13 protein-coding genes and 2 pseudogenes are annotated in these 15,440 nt (G+C 72.8%); 13 read left to right on the top strand and 2 right to left on the bottom strand.

The window, feature by feature from the left end; all coding sequences use genetic code 11:
• Positions 1-71: 71 nt before the first annotated feature.
• From ACFVHI_RS30360 to ACFVHI_RS30330, 7 genes are read left to right on the top strand one after another with little or no spacing between them, the layout of a single operon-like run.
• Positions 72-1,904, top strand: a complete 1,833-nt coding sequence (locus ACFVHI_RS30360) for a class I adenylate-forming enzyme family protein (protein WP_380344818.1) — start codon at positions 72-74, stop codon at positions 1,902-1,904.
• 6 nt (positions 1,905-1,910) lie between these two features.
• The gene (locus ACFVHI_RS30355; RefSeq protein ID WP_063346175.1) at positions 1,911-3,299 is read left to right on the top strand and encodes a KamA family radical SAM protein; all 1,389 of its coding nucleotides are present in this window, start codon (positions 1,911-1,913) and stop codon (positions 3,297-3,299) included.
• The gene (locus ACFVHI_RS30350) at positions 3,296-4,453 is read left to right on the top strand and encodes a RimK family alpha-L-glutamate ligase (RefSeq protein ID WP_380344815.1); all 1,158 of its coding nucleotides are present in this window, start codon (positions 3,296-3,298) and stop codon (positions 4,451-4,453) included. The genes ACFVHI_RS30355 and ACFVHI_RS30350 overlap by 4 nt, the downstream gene beginning before the upstream one ends.
• Entirely contained in the window at positions 4,450-5,679 is a 1,230-nt protein-coding gene (locus tag ACFVHI_RS30345) for a phenylacetate--CoA ligase family protein (RefSeq protein ID WP_380344812.1), read from the top strand. The genes ACFVHI_RS30350 and ACFVHI_RS30345 overlap by 4 nt, the downstream gene beginning before the upstream one ends.
• On the top strand, positions 5,676-7,010 hold the full coding sequence (locus ACFVHI_RS30340) for an MFS transporter (protein ID WP_063346178.1): 1,335 nt from the start codon (positions 5,676-5,678) through the stop codon (positions 7,008-7,010). The genes ACFVHI_RS30345 and ACFVHI_RS30340 overlap by 4 nt, the downstream gene beginning before the upstream one ends.
• Positions 7,007-7,975: an SDR family NAD(P)-dependent oxidoreductase gene (locus tag ACFVHI_RS30335; RefSeq protein ID WP_380344809.1), complete on the top strand. Its 969-nt coding sequence runs from the start codon at positions 7,007-7,009 to the stop codon at positions 7,973-7,975. The genes ACFVHI_RS30340 and ACFVHI_RS30335 overlap by 4 nt, the downstream gene beginning before the upstream one ends.
• Positions 7,976-7,993: 18 nt before the next feature.
• Positions 7,994-9,253, top strand: a complete 1,260-nt coding sequence (locus ACFVHI_RS30330; RefSeq protein WP_363373367.1) for a phenylacetate--CoA ligase family protein — start codon at positions 7,994-7,996, stop codon at positions 9,251-9,253.
• A 48-nt stretch (positions 9,254-9,301) separates the two neighbouring features.
• On the opposite strand, the gene paaI is transcribed toward ACFVHI_RS30330, so the two are convergent.
• Positions 9,302-9,712, bottom strand: a complete 411-nt coding sequence (paaI, locus tag ACFVHI_RS30325; RefSeq protein WP_371515760.1) for a hydroxyphenylacetyl-CoA thioesterase PaaI — start codon at positions 9,710-9,712, stop codon at positions 9,302-9,304.
• Between the two features lie 169 nt (positions 9,713-9,881).
• Between paaI and ACFVHI_RS30320 the strand changes: the two genes are divergently transcribed.
• The gene (locus tag ACFVHI_RS30320; RefSeq protein ID WP_380344804.1) at positions 9,882-11,153 is read left to right on the top strand and encodes a hypothetical protein; all 1,272 of its coding nucleotides are present in this window, start codon (positions 9,882-9,884) and stop codon (positions 11,151-11,153) included.
• 15 nt (positions 11,154-11,168) lie between these two features.
• Here the strand turns inward: ACFVHI_RS30320 and ACFVHI_RS30315 are convergent.
• Positions 11,169-11,411, bottom strand: a pseudogene (locus ACFVHI_RS30315) (transposase); the annotation flags it as partial.
• Positions 11,412-12,154: 743 nt separating this feature from the next.
• Between ACFVHI_RS30315 and ACFVHI_RS30310 the strand changes: the two are divergent.
• From ACFVHI_RS30310 to ACFVHI_RS30290, 5 genes and pseudogenes are all read left to right on the top strand, one after another.
• On the top strand, positions 12,155-12,646 hold the full coding sequence (locus ACFVHI_RS30310; RefSeq protein WP_380344801.1) for a hypothetical protein: 492 nt from the start codon (positions 12,155-12,157) through the stop codon (positions 12,644-12,646).
• A gap of 3 nt (positions 12,647-12,649) precedes the next feature.
• On the top strand, positions 12,650-13,558 hold the full coding sequence (locus ACFVHI_RS30305; protein ID WP_380344798.1) for a hypothetical protein: 909 nt from the start codon (positions 12,650-12,652) through the stop codon (positions 13,556-13,558).
• Positions 13,552-14,259, top strand: a complete 708-nt coding sequence (locus ACFVHI_RS30300; RefSeq protein ID WP_363373382.1) for an ABC transporter ATP-binding protein — start codon at positions 13,552-13,554, stop codon at positions 14,257-14,259. The genes ACFVHI_RS30305 and ACFVHI_RS30300 overlap by 7 nt, the downstream gene beginning before the upstream one ends.
• Entirely contained in the window at positions 14,256-15,020 is a 765-nt protein-coding gene (locus ACFVHI_RS30295; RefSeq protein WP_380344795.1) for an ABC transporter permease, read from the top strand. Before ACFVHI_RS30300 ends, ACFVHI_RS30295 begins: the two co-directional genes overlap by 4 nt.
• A 35-nt stretch (positions 15,021-15,055) precedes the next feature.
• Positions 15,056-15,440, top strand: a pseudogene (locus tag ACFVHI_RS30290) (hypothetical protein); the annotation flags it as partial.

Below are 15,440 nucleotides of genomic sequence, written 5' to 3'. Positions count from 1 at the left end.
CCGGCCTTTCCCCCTCCCCGGCGCCGGTTCCACGAGAACCCGCGCCCGGCACCCCCCTCGGGAGACCCCCCATGAGCGACCGCAGTTCCATCGCGCCCCTCGCCGCCAGACAGCGGCTGATGACCGAACCCGCCCTGGGCGCAGGCAACTTCCTCGACCACGCCCTCGCGGCCAACCCGCACCGCGCCGTCCCGTCCGTCTTCACCCACCGCACCGACCACCGCGGCGAGGTCGTGCTGCGCGGCCACAGCCTGCTCGACCTGGCCGCGCTGCGCGACCGTTACGCCGCCTGGTACCACGCCAACGGGGTGCGCCCCGGCGAGCCGGTGGGCGTCGTGGTCGGCGAGGGCCTGGAGCCGCTGCTGCACTTCCTCGCGCTGACCTCGCTGGGCGCCGTCCCCGCGCTGGTCAACGACGCGATGCGGCACGACGTGCTGGTCCGCTACCTGGACCACGTCGGCGTGGTCGGCGTGGTCGCCGACGACCCCACCCGGCTGGCCGCCGCCTACCGCGAGGACCCGGGCCGCCGCCCGCGCTTCCTCGCCCTGGCCGCCGAGGTGCAGGCCTTCGGCGCCGACGCCGTCGAGCTGCCCGCCGGCCACCCGTACCGGCACGCCCCGGACGACGTGGTGGCGCTGATCCACTCCTCCGGCACCACCGGCACCCCCAAGTCCACGATGCTGGCGCACCGCCAGTTCTGGGACGGCAAGCAGCCGCGCATGGAGCGCTTCCCCGCCGAGCCGTACGACCGGCTGATGTCGCTGATGCCGCACACCCACGCCGGCGGGCTCAGCTACTTCCTCACCGCGACCCTGCTCGGCCTGCCCACCGTGGTGATGTCCGACTGGCGGCGCGCCGTCGTCGAGCCGGTGATGGAGGCCTTCCAGCCGACCATGGTCGCCTCCTTCCCCCGGACCTTCGTCGAGCTGGCCACCGGCGAACTCCCGGTCCGCGGCGCGGCCCGGGTGCACTCCTGGTTCAACACCGGCGACAGCGCGCACCACGGGCACATCCGCCGCCTGGTGACGCTCGGCGAGCGGCCGGCCGGGCTGATCCGCCCCTGGCTGCTGCCGCAGGACCTCGCCGACCAACCCGCGCTGCCCGGTTCGCAGTTCGTCGACGGCCTGGGCTCCTCCGAGATGGGCATGGCGCTCTTCGGCCAGGTGACCACCCCGGAGAGCGCCCGCGACGACCGCTGCGTCGGCAGGCCGCTGGAGGTGGTCCTGAAGGCCGCCGTGCTCGACCAGGATGGCGCCGAACTCCCGGACGGCACGGTCGGGTTGCTCGGCGTGGTCAGCCCCTCCCGGACCCCGGGCTACTGGCACGACCGGCGGCTGACCGAGAGCTTCGAGCTGGCCGGCTACTGGCTCACCGGCGACGTCGCCCGCCGCTCGCCCGACGGCCGGTTCTACCACCTCGACCGCACGGTGGACGTCATCGACACCGCCGACGGCCCGGTCTACAGCCTGCCGATCGAGGAGGTGCTGCTCGCCGACTGCGCCGACCTGGTGCAGGACTGCTCGGTGGTCGGCGTGCCCGGGGCGCCCGGCGAGGGCCAACGCCCGGTCGCCGTCGTCCGGTTGCAGGCCGGGGCCGGAGGGGACGCCGGGGCCGCCGGGGCCGGGGCCGAGGAGGTGCAGGACGCGGCGAACAAGGCGCTGGCCGCGGCCGGGCTGGCCGCGCTCGCCGCCGTCCGGATCGCCCGCACACCGCAGGACTTCCCGCTCGGGCCGACCGGCAAGGTGCTCAAGCGCGAGCTGCGCACCCGCTTCGCCGGCCTCTTCACCGACCCCCAAGCCGACCCGCGAACCGAGCCCCAAACCGGCACCCAAGCCGACCCGCGAACCGAGCCCCGAACCGGCACCCAGGCCGGCCCCTCCACCGCCCCCTCCGCCGGCCAGTAGCCGGCCATGGACCACCCCGTGATCCGCCAGCCGTACACGTACGCGCGGACGGCGCTGGTCGAGCCGGACTGGCGGCGGCTGCCGGGCTGGCGCCACGTCACCGAGGCGCAGTGGCGCGACGCCCAGTGGCAGCGGGCCCACTCGGTGAAGACCGCCCGGCAGCTGCGGGCCGTCGTCGGCGACCGGCTCTCCGACCACTTCTATAGCGAACTCGCCGCCGACCAGGCCGGGTTCGCCACCATGCCGATGCTGCTTCCGCCGCAGCTGCTGAACACCATGGCCCCGGACGCCCCGGCCGACCCGCGGGCCTTCACCGAGGCGTTCCTGGCCAACCCGGTGCGCCGCTACATGCTGCCGGTGCGCACCGACCGGCACCCGCACTGGCCCAGCCACCCCCGGGCCGAACGGGACTCGCTGCACGAGGCGGACATGTGGGCCGTCGAAGGTCTGACGCACCGTTACCCCACCAAGGTGTTGGCCGAGTTGACCGCCACCTGCCCGCAGTACTGCGGCCAGTGCACCCGGATGGACCTGGTCGGCACCTCGACACCCCAGGTGGCCAAGACCCGGCTGCTGCTGCGCCCGGCCGACCGGCAGGAGCAGATGCTCGACTACCTCAAGCGCACCCCCGCCGTGCGCGACGTGGTGCTGTCCGGCGGCGACCTCGCCAACGTCCCCTGGCCCCGGCTGGAGTCCTTCCTGCTGCGGCTGCTGGACCTCGGCACCGTCCGGGACATCCGGCTGGCCAGCAAGGCCGTGGTCGGCCTGCCCCAGCACTGGCTGCAGCCGCAGTTGCTGGACGGCCTGGCCCGGGTCGCCGAACTGGCCGCCCGCCGCGCGGTCAACCTGGCCGTGCACACCCACGCCAACCACGTGCGCTCGGTCACCCCGCTGGTCGCCGAGGCGGCCCGGGCCCTGCTGGACGCGGGTGTGCGGGACGTCCGCAACCAGGGCGTGCTGATGCGGGGCGTCAACGACACCCCCGAGGACCTGCTCGACCTCTGCTTCGCCCTCCAGGGCGAGGCGAACATCCTGCCGTACTACTTCTACCTCTGCGACGTGATCCCGGGCGCCGAGCACTGGCGGACGCCGCTGCACCAGGCGCAGCGCCTCCAGGAGGCGATCATGGGCTACCTGCCCGGCTACGCGACCCCGCGCCTGGTCTGCGACGTCCCGCACGTCGGCAAGCGCTGGGTGCACCAGGCGGTGGCCTACGACCGCGAGCTCGGCATCTCGTACTGGACCAAGAACTACCGCACCGGCCTGGAGAGCGGCGACGGCGGCCAGGACGCCCCGCTCGACCGGCGCCACCCCTACTACGACCCGGTGGACACCCTCCCGGAGACCGGCCGCCGCTGGTGGTCCGGGCCGTCCACCGCACGAGGAGCGCGATGAGCACCCCCGACCCGAGCCCCGACCCGAGCCCCGACCCGAGCCCCGACCCGAGCCCCGACCCAAGCCCCGCACCGAGCCCCGCCCCTCCCCGGGACGGCGAACTGCGCCGCCTGTGCTGGATCTTCCCCGACCGGGAGTCCTCCCGGATGGCCGCGATGTGGCACGGCTTCTTCTGGGACCTCTACGCCGAGAGTGCCGCCGACCTCGGCCTGCGCTGGACCAGGCATGCCCCGGAGGCCGTCACGGTGGACGCCACCGGGCCCGACCGCCCCCGGGTCTACGTGGACGACGAGCCGGTCACCCCCGAGGACACCCTGTTCATCACCGCGCTCTACTCGCTGCCGTACCAGTCGATGGACGTCTTCAACCAGTACGCGCTGTACGCGGTGCTCGAACAGGCCGGGTTCTACCTGCCGTTCCCCCCGCAGGTCTCGCTGATCGGCAACGACAAGCTGGCCACCCTGCTGTTCCTGGACGGCTCCCCGGTACCGACCATCCCGACGGTGCGGATCGGCACCGGCCGGGACATCAGCAAGCACGGCTACGAGGTGGGCCTGCGGAACATGACCTACCCCGCGATCGTCAAACCCTCCGGCTGGTGCGGCGGCGGCGGGATCAACCTGGCCCGCGGCCCCGAGGACGTCCGGGGCCTGGCCAGCCTCGCCCAGGGCGGTGACACCACGCTGGTGGTCCAGCCCTACCTGGGCGACGGCACGATCGACTACCGGGTGTACGTCGTCGACGGCGAGCCGTACGCGGTGATGAAGCGGACCCCGGAACCCGGCTCCCCGGTCGCCAACGCCAGCCGGGGCGGCGCCATGGAGTTCCCCCCGGTGCCACCCGAACTCGTCGCCGCCACCGCCTGGTTCGCCGAGCGGCTGCCGATCCCGTTCTTCTGCGTCGACTTCCTGTACGACGGCGAGCGGTACTGGTTCTCCGAACTGGAACCGGACGGCGTGATCGCCCCCGACCTCACCGACCCGGACCGCACCCTCCAACGGGACGTCACCCGCGCCCGCTTCGCCGCCTACCGCGACGGCCATGCCAAGTGGCTCGCGGACGGCGCCCGCCCGCTCACCCTCGACCCCGCCCGAAGCCCCGCCCACAGCCCCTCCCACACCCAAGCCCTCGACCCCCGGACGGACTCCCGATGACCGCCTCCTTCTCCCTGCCCCCCGAAACCGCCGAGCCCCGCCTGCACGTGGCCCGGCGCACCCTGGAGCGGCTGCGCAGCGTCCCCGCCCTGGCCCCGCGCTACGCCAGCCACGTCAACATCCACACCCTCGACCGGCTCGCCACGCTCCCGCCCCTGGCCAAGGACGACCTCAACACCGCCCTCGCCCACCTGGAGCCCGCCGCCGACCAGGCCGCCACCTGGCTGTTCCAGAGCGGCGGCAGCACCGGCGCCCCCCAGGTCGGCTACGCCCCCACCGGCTTCTACATGGCCGGCGTGCACGCCCACTGGCAGCCGCTCGACCGGACGGACGTCTTCGTCAACGCCTGGGGCGCCGGCCGGATGTGGGGCGCGCACTTCCTCGCCGCCGCGCTCGCCGACCTCTCCGGCTGCCGGATCATCGCGCTCGGCTCGGTCGCCGCCGAGGAGTACGGCGACTGGCTGGCCTTCCTGGCCGCGCGCCGGGTGACGGCCATCGGCGGGACGCCCAGCGTACTGCGGCTCTGGTTCGCGCACGCCCGCGCCGCCGGCATCCGACTCCCCTCCCTGCGCAAGGTGTTGTGGCTCGGCGAGGCCTGGCAGCCCCAACTCGCCGAGGACCTCGCCGTGGTGGCGCCCGAGGCGCGGCGCTGGGGCATGTTCGGCAGCACCGAGACCTGGGTGGTGGCCACCAACACCCCCGACTGCCCGGCCGACACCTTCCACCCGCTGCCCGACCAGCTGGTCCACGCCGACGCCGACGGCCTGCTCGACTTCACCACCCTCAACCCCGAGATGCTCAACCCCGTGCTGCGCTACCGCACCGGCGACGCGGGCGAGTTGACCGACTGCCCGTGCGGGAGGCCGGGCCCGGCGATGCGGGTGCTGGGCCGGCGCGACAGCGTCGTCCAGGTCCGCGGCCTCGGGCTGGACGTGGCCGAGCTGATCGCCCGGGCCGAGCGCGAACCGGGCGTGGCCCGGGCCCAGGTGGTGCTGACCGAACAGCGCGGCCGGGCCACCGGGGTGGAGGTGCTGCTGCTCACCGGCGGGACGGGCGCCGCGCCCGACACCGAGCGGCTGCGCAAGGAGCTGTTCACCGCCACCTTCACGCTCAGCACCGCTTTCCAGCACGACCCGGAGTCCTTCCGGGTGCGGCCGGTCGAGGAGCTGATCAGCAACGGCCGCACCGGCAAGACCGCCGGGCTGGTCCTGCGGGAGGGCGCGTGAAGTCCGACCCGGCGGGAGGCGGGGTGACGTCCGACCCGGCGGGAGGCGGGGCGGCGCCCGTCCGGCCGGCACCGCTGGGCCGGGGCTTCGACCTGTTCTGGGCCGGGCAGACCGTCAGCCTGGTCGGCGACAAGGTCACCGTGTTCGTCGTCCCGACCCTGATGATCTTCGTCCTGCACGCCTCCGCCCTCCAGGTCGGCGTGGTGGCGATGGCCCAGTACCTCGGCATCCCACTGCTCGGGCCGGTCGCCGGAGTGCTGGTCGACCGCTGGGACAAGCGCCGCACCATGCTCGGCTGCGACCTCGTCCGGCTGGCGGCGGTGGCGGCGATCCCGCTCGCATACTGGCTCGATGTGCTGTCCACCCCGCTGCTGTTCGGCTGCGTGGCGGTGATCAGCGGCGCGACGATCTTCTTCAACGTCGGCTACCTGGTCGCCGTCCCCGCCGTGGTGCCCGAGGACGGCATGGTCCGCGCGTACTCCCGGCTGGAGGGCAGCGGCTCGGTCGCCGAGGTCGCCGGCCCCTCCATCGCCGCCGCCCTGTACAGCGCGCTCGGGGTGGCCGCCCTGCTGGTCGACGCGGCCAGCTACCTGGTCTCGGCCGTCTGCTTCCGGTACATGAGCCCGTGGGGCGAACGGACGGTCGAGGACGGCTCGATCCGGGAGCGGCTGACCCTCGGCTTCCGGCTCAACTGGGCGGACCCGGTGCTGCGCCGGGTGGTGCTGGCGGCCGTCACGCTCAACTGCGGCGGGCCGGTCTTCGTCACCGTCCTGCCCGTCCTCGCCTACCGGGGCCTGGGCGTGACGGTCGGTGCCTTCGGCGCGGCCATGTCGGTGGCCGCGCTCGGCGCGCTGATCGGCGCCCTCGTCGCCCCACGGCTCAGCCGGCGGTTCGGCCTGGGGCGGACGATGGCCTGGTCGCTGCTGCTGCACTGCCTGGCCGGCCTCGGCCTGCTCGCCGCGCCCGCGCTGCCACCCGGGCCGGTGATCGCGGTGACCATGGGCTGCTACGGGTTCTTCATGTCCTGCATCAACGTGTGCAGCGCGCCCACCCGGCAGGCCCGGATGACCGCCCGCAACCAGGGCGTCATGCACGCCGCCTTCCGGACCGTCACCTGGGGCGTGATCCCGCTCGCCGCGCTGGTCGGCGGCCTGGCCGTCACCCTGCTCACCGGCCCGCTGGGCATCCTGGACGCGGCCCGGGCGGTGATGGCGGGCGGCACCCTGCTGGCCGCCTGCTCCTTCCTCCCCGCCCTCGGCCTCCAGCCGCTGCTGGACGCCGCCGGACGCGAGGCCGCCGCCCCCGGGGAACTCGCGGAGAGCGCGTCGTGAGCGACGCGAACGCCGGGAACGCCGGGAACGCCGTGAGCAATGTGAACGCCGACGGCAAGGTCCTGCTGATCACCGGGACGTCCTCCGGCATCGGCCTGGCCACCGCCGTCGCAGCGGCCCGGGCCGGGTACCGCACGGTGGCCACCCTGCGCGAACCCGGCCGCGCCGGGGAGCTCCGGCGGGCCGCCGAGGCCGCCGGCGTCACCGTGGACGTCCGCCGCCTCGACGTCACCGACCCCGGCTCGATCGCCGCCTGCCTGGACGGCGTGGCCCGGACGTACGGGCGGCTGGACGCCGTGGTCAACAACGCGGGCGTCTCCAACTCCGACCCGACCCTGGAGATGTCCACCGACGCGGCGCTGCGGGCCAACCTGGAGGTCAACTTCTTCGGGGTGGCCGCCGTCAGCCGGGCCGCGCTGCCGCTGCTGCGGGCCGCCGCAGGCCGCCTGGTCGCCGTCGGCAGCGTGCACGGCGTGGTCGGCCAGCCGTTCAACGAGGCCTACTGCGCCGCCAAGTTCGCCGTCGAGGGGTTCCTGGAGGCGCTCGCCCCGGTCGCGGCGGCGCACGGCGTCCAGGTCTCGGTGGTCGTGCCCGGCTACGTCCCGGACACCCGGTTCGGGGTCTTCCCGGACATCGACCGCGGCACCATCCAGGCCGCCTCCGGCCCGTACGCGCCCACCTTCGCCGGCTACCTGGACTGGGTCGGCAGCCAGGGCTGGGAGTCGGCCGGCCAGCCCGCCAGGGAGATCGCCGAGGTCGTCGTACGGACCCTGCTCGCCGACCGGCCGCCCTTCCGGGTGCCCGCCAACCAGTGGGCCGCCGACTACCTGGCCGCCAAACTCGCCGACCCGGACGGCTCCACCGTCCAGTCCCTCGCCCGGACCTGGCTCGGGCAGCCCGACGCACGCCTCGAAACACGAGCCGAAGCACGAGTCGAAGCACCCGCCGAAGCACCCTCCTCCTGAGCAAGGGACCCGACCACCATGCCCGCCAAGCCCCTGGCCGAGCTGATCGCCTTCGCCCGCGCCAACTCGCCGTTCTACGCCGAGCTGTACCGCGACCTGCCCCCCGCCGCCGAGCGCCTCGACCAGCTCCCCGTCATCGACCAGGCCGCCTTCTGGGCCGCCAACACCTGGCCCGACAACCGCGTCCTGACCGGCCCGCTCAGCGACGCCGGCATCTACAAGACCGGCGGCACCACCGGCGTCCCCAAGTTCTCGCCCTGGACCCGCACCGAGCACGCCGACTCGGTCACCGCCTTCGGCGCCGGACTCGTCCGGGCCGGCCTGCGGCCCGGACACCGGGTCGCCAACCTGTTCACGGCCGGCGAACTCTACGGCGGCTTCCTCTACATCGAGGGCGCCCTGCACCACGCACCCGTGGACAACGTCCGCCTGGGCGTCGGCGGCGCCGCCCCCGACCCGTACATCGCCGACCTCATCACCGGTTTCGGCGTCCACGTGCTGGCCGGCGAGCCGATGAAGCTCAGCGCCGTCGCCGAGTGCCTGGTCCAGCGCGGGGAGACGGCCGACGGGGTCGAACTGCTGCTGTTCGGCGGCGATCTGCTCTTCGCCGACCTGCGGCCGATCCTCGCCCGGGCCTTCCCCCACGCCGCCGTCGCCTCCGTCGGCTACGCCTCCAACGACGCCGGGCTGGTCGGCTCGCCCGTCCCCGGCGACGACGTCCGGGTGCACGAGGCCTTCGCGCACCGCACGGTGGTGGAGCTCGTCGACGACGTCACCGGCAAGACGATCACCACCCCCAGCACTCCCGGCCGGGTCGTCGTCACCAACCTGTTCCGCACCCTGATGCCGATCCTGCGCTACCCGACCGGCGACCGCGCCGAGTGGACCGACGCCCGCTGCCGCCGCTTCCGCCTGCTCGGCCGCTCCACCGAGGGCGCCCGGGTCGGCACCGTCGCCATGCCCACCGAGGAGATCCGGGCCGTCCTGCTCGCCGCCGACCCGGAGCGCCACATCACCGGCATGCAGCTCGTGCAGCGCCGCTGGGCCGGGCGCGACGGCCTGATCCTGCGCCTCGGCTACACCGGGCAGCGGCCGGGCCCCGAGCTCGCCGACCGGCTCGTCGAGGCCGTGTACACGGCCCGGCCGCTCTACCCCGACGAGGTCGCGCTGGGCAGCATCCACGACCTCGCGGTCGAGTGGGTGCCGCGCTCCGAACTGGTCACCAACCCGCGCACCGGCAAGCTCCAGCAGGTACTGGACGAGCGTCCGCAGTCCTGACCGGACGGTGATGGCAGGGGCCGGGCAGCGGGGGTGAGGGCCGGGCGGTCAGTCGGTCTGCGGCCGGCCCCCGATCACCACGCTCTGCCCGCGGAACTCGGCGATGACCTTCCCGTCCGCCCGCCGGACCGTCACGTCGTAGACCCCGCTGCGCCCGGCCCGCGACCGCTCCACCGCCTCCGCCACCAGTTCGTCCCCGACCGCCGCCGGAGCCAGGAAGACGACCTGCGCCGCCTGCGCGACCGTCACCGGGCCGTGGCTGTTGCACGCGAACGCGAACGCGGCGTCGGCGAGCAGGAACAGGAAGCCGCCGTGCGCCGTCCCGTGGCCGTTCACCATCGTCGCGGCCACCGTCATCCGCGTCACCGCGCGACCGGCGGACACCTCGTCCAGCGCGATGCCCAGCAGCCGACAGGTCTCGTCCCGCGCGTAGAGGGCGGCGGTCCCGGGGTCGAGCATGGCGTCCTGTTCCCTCCGTCGACGGCGTCCGGGGCCAGCGTAGGCCCTGTCCGGTGCACGGCGCCCGGCCGCCGTCCGGGGGAACTCGGCCGCGCCGACCCGCCGTTCAGCCCACCCTGCCGCGCGCCGACCCTAGCCTGCTCAGGTTCCCCGAGCGCAAGGACGGCTGATGGCCCAGAAGTCACCCGCGACCGCCACCCCACCGGGCCCCGGCGGGATCCCGTCGGCGCAGCCGCCCAGCGGATCCGTGACGGCCCTGCGGATCGGGGCCGCCGTGGCCGGCGCGCTGCCCTCCGTGGTGCTGCGGCTGGCCGGGGTGCACCTGGCGCCCGTGCCGGGCATGGTGGTCTTCGGCCTCGGCGTGCTGGCGGCGGCGCTCCTGCTGATGTGGGCCGCGGAGACCGCCCGGGCCGACATCTCCGGCCCGCTCGCCCTGGCCCTGCTGGCGTTCATCGCCGTCCTGCCCGAGTACGCCGTCGACCTCTACTTCGCGTACGCGGCCGGCACCCGGCCCGAGTACGCCGCCTACGCGGCCGCCAACATGACCGGCGCCAACCGGCTGCTGGTCGGCGTCGGCTGGCCGCTGGTCGCCCTCGCCTCCTACTTCGCCGCCCGGCGCCGCGGCGCCGCCCCCGGGATCACCCTGCGGGAGCACCGGCGGATCGACACCGGCTTCCTCGGCGCCGCCGCCCTGGTGGCCTTCGTGATGCCGCTGACCCGGCAGATCTCCTGGGTGCTCGCGATCGTCCTGATCGCCTGGTACGGCTACTACCTCTTCCGGGTCAGCCGCTGCGGCGAGGACGACGAGGAGGAACTCATCGGCGTCCCGGCCCGGTTGGCCGCCCTTCCGCGGCAGCGCCGCCGGGCGACCACCGTCCTGGTCTTCGCGGTCGCGGCCGGGGTGATCTTCGCCTGCGCCGAGCCCTTCGCCACCTCGCTGGTCGACGCCGGCGCCTCGCTCGGCATCGACCGCTTCCTGCTGGTGCAGTGGCTGGCCCCGCTCGCCTCGGAGGCGCCCGAGCTGATCGTCGCGGTCGTCTTCGCCTGGCGGCTGCGCGGGGACGACGGCCTCGGCGCGCTGCTCTCCAGCAAGGTCAACCAGTGGACCCTGCTGATCGGCTGTCTCCCGTTCGCCTACCTGGCCGGCGGCGGCGCAGCCTCCCTCCCGCTGGTCGAGCGCCAGGTGGACGAGGTGCTGCTGACCGCCGCGCAGACCGTCCTGGCCGTGGTGCTCCTGCTCGACCTGCGGTTCCTGCCCTGGAAGGCCGGGCTGCTGTTCGCCTTGTTCGCCGTCCAGTTCGCCCTCCCCGGCGAGTCCGCCCGGGTCGCGCTGAGCTGGGTCTACCTCGCCCTGGCCGTCCCGCTCCTCGCCGTGCGCCTGCGCCAACTCCCGCCCACCGTCCGCGCCTTGGCGGGCCGCATCGAGGGCGATCCACACTAGGGCGTTTCTTTTGGATCAGCGGGCGGACCAGATGAAGATGCCCGCGATGTGGAGTCCGGCCTTGAAGACGGTGGCGGTCTTCTCGTAGCGGGTGGCCAGGCCACGCCAGTTCTTCAGGCGGTTGATGCAGCGCTCGACGGTGTTGCGCTGCTTGTAGGCCTCGCGGTCGAAAGCCGGCGGTCGGCCTCCGAGTCGGCCCTTGCGCTTGCGGTTGGCGATCTGGTCCGAGGGCTGCGGCACGACCGGACCAACGATCCGATGATCGGAAACAAACGCCCTAGGGGACCTGGGGTCGAACACCACCGTCTGCCGACAGCTCCACAACCAGGGCGCGGTCCTCACCGTGCTGCTCATCGGCCCGCACCTCCGACGCCACCCCGGGAGGATTGGCGCGCTGTCCGGCGGACGAAGAACCCGCCGGAATGTGGCGTTAGCACCCGAACGCATGCGATTTTGACGAGAGTGAAAGTGATCGAAATGTTTCACTGGGTGAATATCCCATTGCGAGCGCACTCGAACCATGGAGCCGCGATGCCATGGTCGATAGCTTGATCTTGTTCGCCCGAGAATCGGGTGACATATCACAGAGAATGGAGAGAGCCTCATGTCCGTGGCAACCGTTGATATTGCGCAGCAAGTTGTCGGCTCCGTAGCCGGGAGAGCGAGCCGTGGACGTTGCCCCGCACGCACTGGAACGACTGAGCCGGCTGCGGCTGGAATTCTGGGGAACGACGGTCGACGCACTGCTGCAGAGTTCTGCGGACCTGGCTCATTTCAGTTACTACTTCCAGGACCATCGGCGCACGGAAACGTCTAGTCGCGCAGATTTTGAGATCGCTTTCACGGCAGAGTCGGAGACCTTTACGGACGGTTCCGCGGATACCCTGCGAAGCATATTTATACGCACTCCAGAATTCGACTGGTCCTGTTACGAGGAATACCGCGGGGCGGCGAGAAAGCCGAGCCCGCTCCCACCGTTCTCGTTCCCGCCGCTGAGCAGCATGGTCCGCACCGTGCACGCCAGTGCGGCAAGTGCACCGTGGGCTCCGGACCAGGCGGTGCTGCTGCACGGGCCGTCCCTGGCGGGCAAGTCGGTACTGCTGCTGGAACTGCTCCGGGCCGGCTGGGGCTTCGTCAGCGACGACACCGTGCCGATCGAGCGGGAACGGCGACTGCTCTCCTACCGCCGGCCCATCGGAGTGCGGGAGCGCACCCTGGACGTCCACCCGTGGTTGCGTCCCTTCCTGGCCGCGGCGCCCTCCTTTCGGACACCGACCGGAACCACCTGGGCGGTGCACCCCGCCGCTCTGCCGGTTCGACGGGCTCCGGAGCGGACCGAATGGTCCTGGACCGTCGTGCTCAGCCACGCGGCCGAGTTCGAACTCCACCGCATCGGCGATCACAGCTGGCGGCTCGCCTTCGACCCGGCCCGCCACGCCCGACAGGCGGTGGCGGAGCTCTCCACCACCCTGACCGCAAGCACCGGGACCTGAGACATGGATCTTCCCTTGACGGACCTCTACTTCGACTTCTACGACGTGATCACCCGGCTGCGCTGCCACCCTGCCGATACCACCGAGGCGCTGTTCTACGTCGGTGGACAGCGAGTCGAACCCGCTGCGCCGGAGCGGACCGAGGTCGTGGTGACATTGAGCTGCCCGGAATGGCCCGAGCGCGGATTCTTCACCAGCCTGCTGCGGAAGGACGGCCTGACCAAGCGGATCGAGGTGGACCGAAGGACCGAGGACGGCTGGCGCCGTGAAGTCGACCACACGTTCACCGACTGGTCCGAACTCCCCTCCCCGCTTCCGCCGTTCCGGTACTCGCGCCTCTGGGAGCGCCTGGCCGTCGGCCCGGGCACCTGTCTGGAACTGGCTGACGGCACCGGGGTGCTGCTGACCGGGGACAACTACATCGGCAAGACCTCGGCCGCACTCGTGCTCTGTTCGCGGGGTGCCCGACTGGTCAGCGACAGCCTCGCCGTGCTCGACGTGGACAGCGGCAGTTTCCTGCGCCACGACAGCCCGCTGGGCTTCCGCCGCGAGGGGCGGCGCCACCATCTGGCCCGGATCCTGGACGGCGAGCACCGCGAGACGGTCTCCCCGGACACCGGTCTGGTGCTGCTGGCCCGCGCTGCACAGTTCCTCGGGCGGCCCAACCTCGGCCAGACCAACGTGAGGCACCTGGTACGGCTGGTCCCTTCGGAACAGGCCTCGACGGGGCCGACCGATCGGCGGACCGACCCCGCTGTCTGGTTCTCCGGAGCGAGCCGCCGCCGGATCTCCGAGCAATTGCCCGAGCGCACGCTCGTGGTGGGCATACCTGACGGAGCCGGGCCGGAACAGGTCGCCGACCTGATCGAGGCACGGCTCGCGGCCGCCGAGGCACTGGACCCGGCATGCTGAGCGTGGACCGGGTCTCCAAGCAGTACCCGGGCAATCCCACGCCGGCCCTGGAGAAGGCCTCACTGGACCTCGAAGCCGGCGAGCTGGTCGCACTCATCGGCCACAACGGAGCGGGGAAGTCAACGCTCTTCGACATCGTCGCCGGTCTGCGCCGGCCCGACTCGGGAACCGTGCGCCGGGCCGTCCCGGTCGCCGAGTTCGGCTGGTGCCCGCAACGCGAAGTGATCGACTGGTCCTTGACGGTCAGCCAGAACATCGAGCTCGGTGTGGCACTTCGCCGCGGCACCTTGCGCGGCGTGCGACGAGCGGCAACCGAGATCGCCGAGGTCCTGAACCTGGGGCCGGTACTGCACCGCCAGGCGCAGACCCTGTCCGGCGGCGAGCTCAGGCGCTGCCAGATCGCCCGGGCCATCGCCGGACGCCCGCGCCTCATGCTGCTCGACGAGCCCACCACCGGTCTCGACCCCGACGCCGTGCGACAGGTCTTCGACTACCTCCAGGACAGTGCCCGGGCCGGCGGAGCCGTGCTCGTGAGCACCCACGAGACCTCGCGGTTCTCCGGCTACTGCACCCGGGTGATCGCCATTCACCGCGGCCGGGTCCTCGCAGACCGGCCCACCGCCGCCTTCCTGCGCGCCGCACCGGGATCCGAGGACCTGTGGACCGCCTACCAGGCACTGACCGAGACGGAGACCTCATGACCCGCGCCCGCCCACTGATCGCGGTGCGGTTCCATCTCGCCTCACTGTGGAACTGGCGCCAGGTCTACTACGGCCGCATCATCGAACCGGTCGCCTACCTACTCTTCCTGGCCGCAGGCGTCAGCGGCGCGGTAGGCGCTTCGGGCAGCGGCACGGCCCACCACTACCTGGCATTCGTCCTGCCGGGCATGCTGGCCATGCTGGCCTTCCGATCGGGCACCGCCGCCGTCTCGGACGTGTCGAACGACCGCAAATGGGGAGTCTTCGCCTTCTACCGGATGTACGGCGGCGGCACCACGGGCTACCTGCTGAGCGTGCTGATCGTGCTCGGCGGCGTCTTCCTGCTCCAACTGTTGGTGGTGATCGGCCTTGCCGCACCGCTCGGTGCGCTGTCGGGCCTGTCCGGCCGAGGACTCCTGCTCACCGTGGCAGGCTCGCTGCTGGTGGACGCCGGCTGGGTGCTGGCCGGAGCCGCCGTGGCTGCCTGGATCCAATCGTACGCAACGCGGGACTTCGTGGTGACCCTGACCGCCCTTCCGGTGGTACTGGCCGCGCCGCTGTTCTACCCGCTCGACACGGCGCCCGGCTATCTGCGTTTCGTGGCCCGGCTGGACCCGCTCACGTACCAGGTCGACTGGCTGCGCTCGACCTGGGCGGGCTCCGCCGCGGACCTGCTCTGGGCCGCGCTCTGGACACTGGGTACCGGGGCACTGGCCGTGCTCGCCCTTCGCACAGCCGACCACCTGACGACCGAGCGCTGAAACCCCCTGCCCCACGACACCGAAACGGTCCGTCGATGAAAATCTCCATACTCGACCTGTGCCCGGTCTTCGAGCGCCAGGGCCCGGCCGCTGCCCTCCGGGGCTCCATCGAGCTGGCCGGGAAGGCCGAGGAGTTCGGTGCGGCCAGGTACCTGGTGGCCGAGCACCACGCCAACCCGGCCTCTGCAGCCACCGCCCCCGAAGTGCTGATCTCGGCGATCGCCAACGACCTGTCCGCCGCCGAGGCCCCGATCCCGGTCCACATCCTGGGATCGAGCCAGCCCGTGGCGCAGCTGGCAGCCGAACTAAGGCGTGTCTTCAAACTCCCGTCGTCCGCCCGGAGGGCGGGCGTGGCGGCGTTGGGGTGCGTGCATCGCAAGGCGGAGGAGGGAGTCCATGCGGTGGGGGCACCTCCCGGCC

The organism is Kitasatospora sp. NPDC127121 (assembly GCF_042677305.1).
Classification (GTDB): domain Bacteria; phylum Actinomycetota; class Actinomycetes; order Streptomycetales; family Streptomycetaceae; genus Kitasatospora.
The sequence above is the reverse complement of the archived record's forward strand: the minus strand, read 5'-3'. Positions and strand labels throughout refer to the sequence as shown.

What these genes read in the sequence shown, in the direction of transcription:
- ACFVHI_RS30300 (WP_363373382.1), top strand. Translation starts at nt 13,552, where the DNA reads ATGCTGAGCGTGGACCGGGTCTCCAAGCAGTACCCGGGCAATCCCACG.
- ACFVHI_RS30345 (WP_380344812.1), top strand. Translation starts at nt 4,450, where the DNA reads ATGACCGCCTCCTTCTCCCTGCCCCCCGAAACCGCCGAGCCCCGCCTG.
- ACFVHI_RS30310 (WP_380344801.1), top strand. Translation starts at nt 12,155, where the DNA reads ATGGTCCGCACCGTGCACGCCAGTGCGGCAAGTGCACCGTGGGCTCCG.
- ACFVHI_RS30320 (WP_380344804.1), top strand. Translation starts at nt 9,882, where the DNA reads ATGGCCCAGAAGTCACCCGCGACCGCCACCCCACCGGGCCCCGGCGGG.
- ACFVHI_RS30330 (WP_363373367.1), top strand. Translation starts at nt 7,994, where the DNA reads ATGCCCGCCAAGCCCCTGGCCGAGCTGATCGCCTTCGCCCGCGCCAAC.
- ACFVHI_RS30350 (WP_380344815.1), top strand. Translation starts at nt 3,296, where the DNA reads ATGAGCACCCCCGACCCGAGCCCCGACCCGAGCCCCGACCCGAGCCCC.
- paaI (WP_371515760.1), bottom strand. Translation starts at nt 9,712, where the DNA reads ATGCTCGACCCCGGGACCGCCGCCCTCTACGCGCGGGACGAGACCTGT.
- ACFVHI_RS30305 (WP_380344798.1), top strand. Translation starts at nt 12,650, where the DNA reads ATGGATCTTCCCTTGACGGACCTCTACTTCGACTTCTACGACGTGATC.
- ACFVHI_RS30360 (WP_380344818.1), top strand. Translation starts at nt 72, where the DNA reads ATGAGCGACCGCAGTTCCATCGCGCCCCTCGCCGCCAGACAGCGGCTG.
- ACFVHI_RS30295 (WP_380344795.1), top strand. Translation starts at nt 14,256, where the DNA reads ATGACCCGCGCCCGCCCACTGATCGCGGTGCGGTTCCATCTCGCCTCA.
- ACFVHI_RS30355 (WP_063346175.1), top strand. Translation starts at nt 1,911, where the DNA reads ATGGACCACCCCGTGATCCGCCAGCCGTACACGTACGCGCGGACGGCG.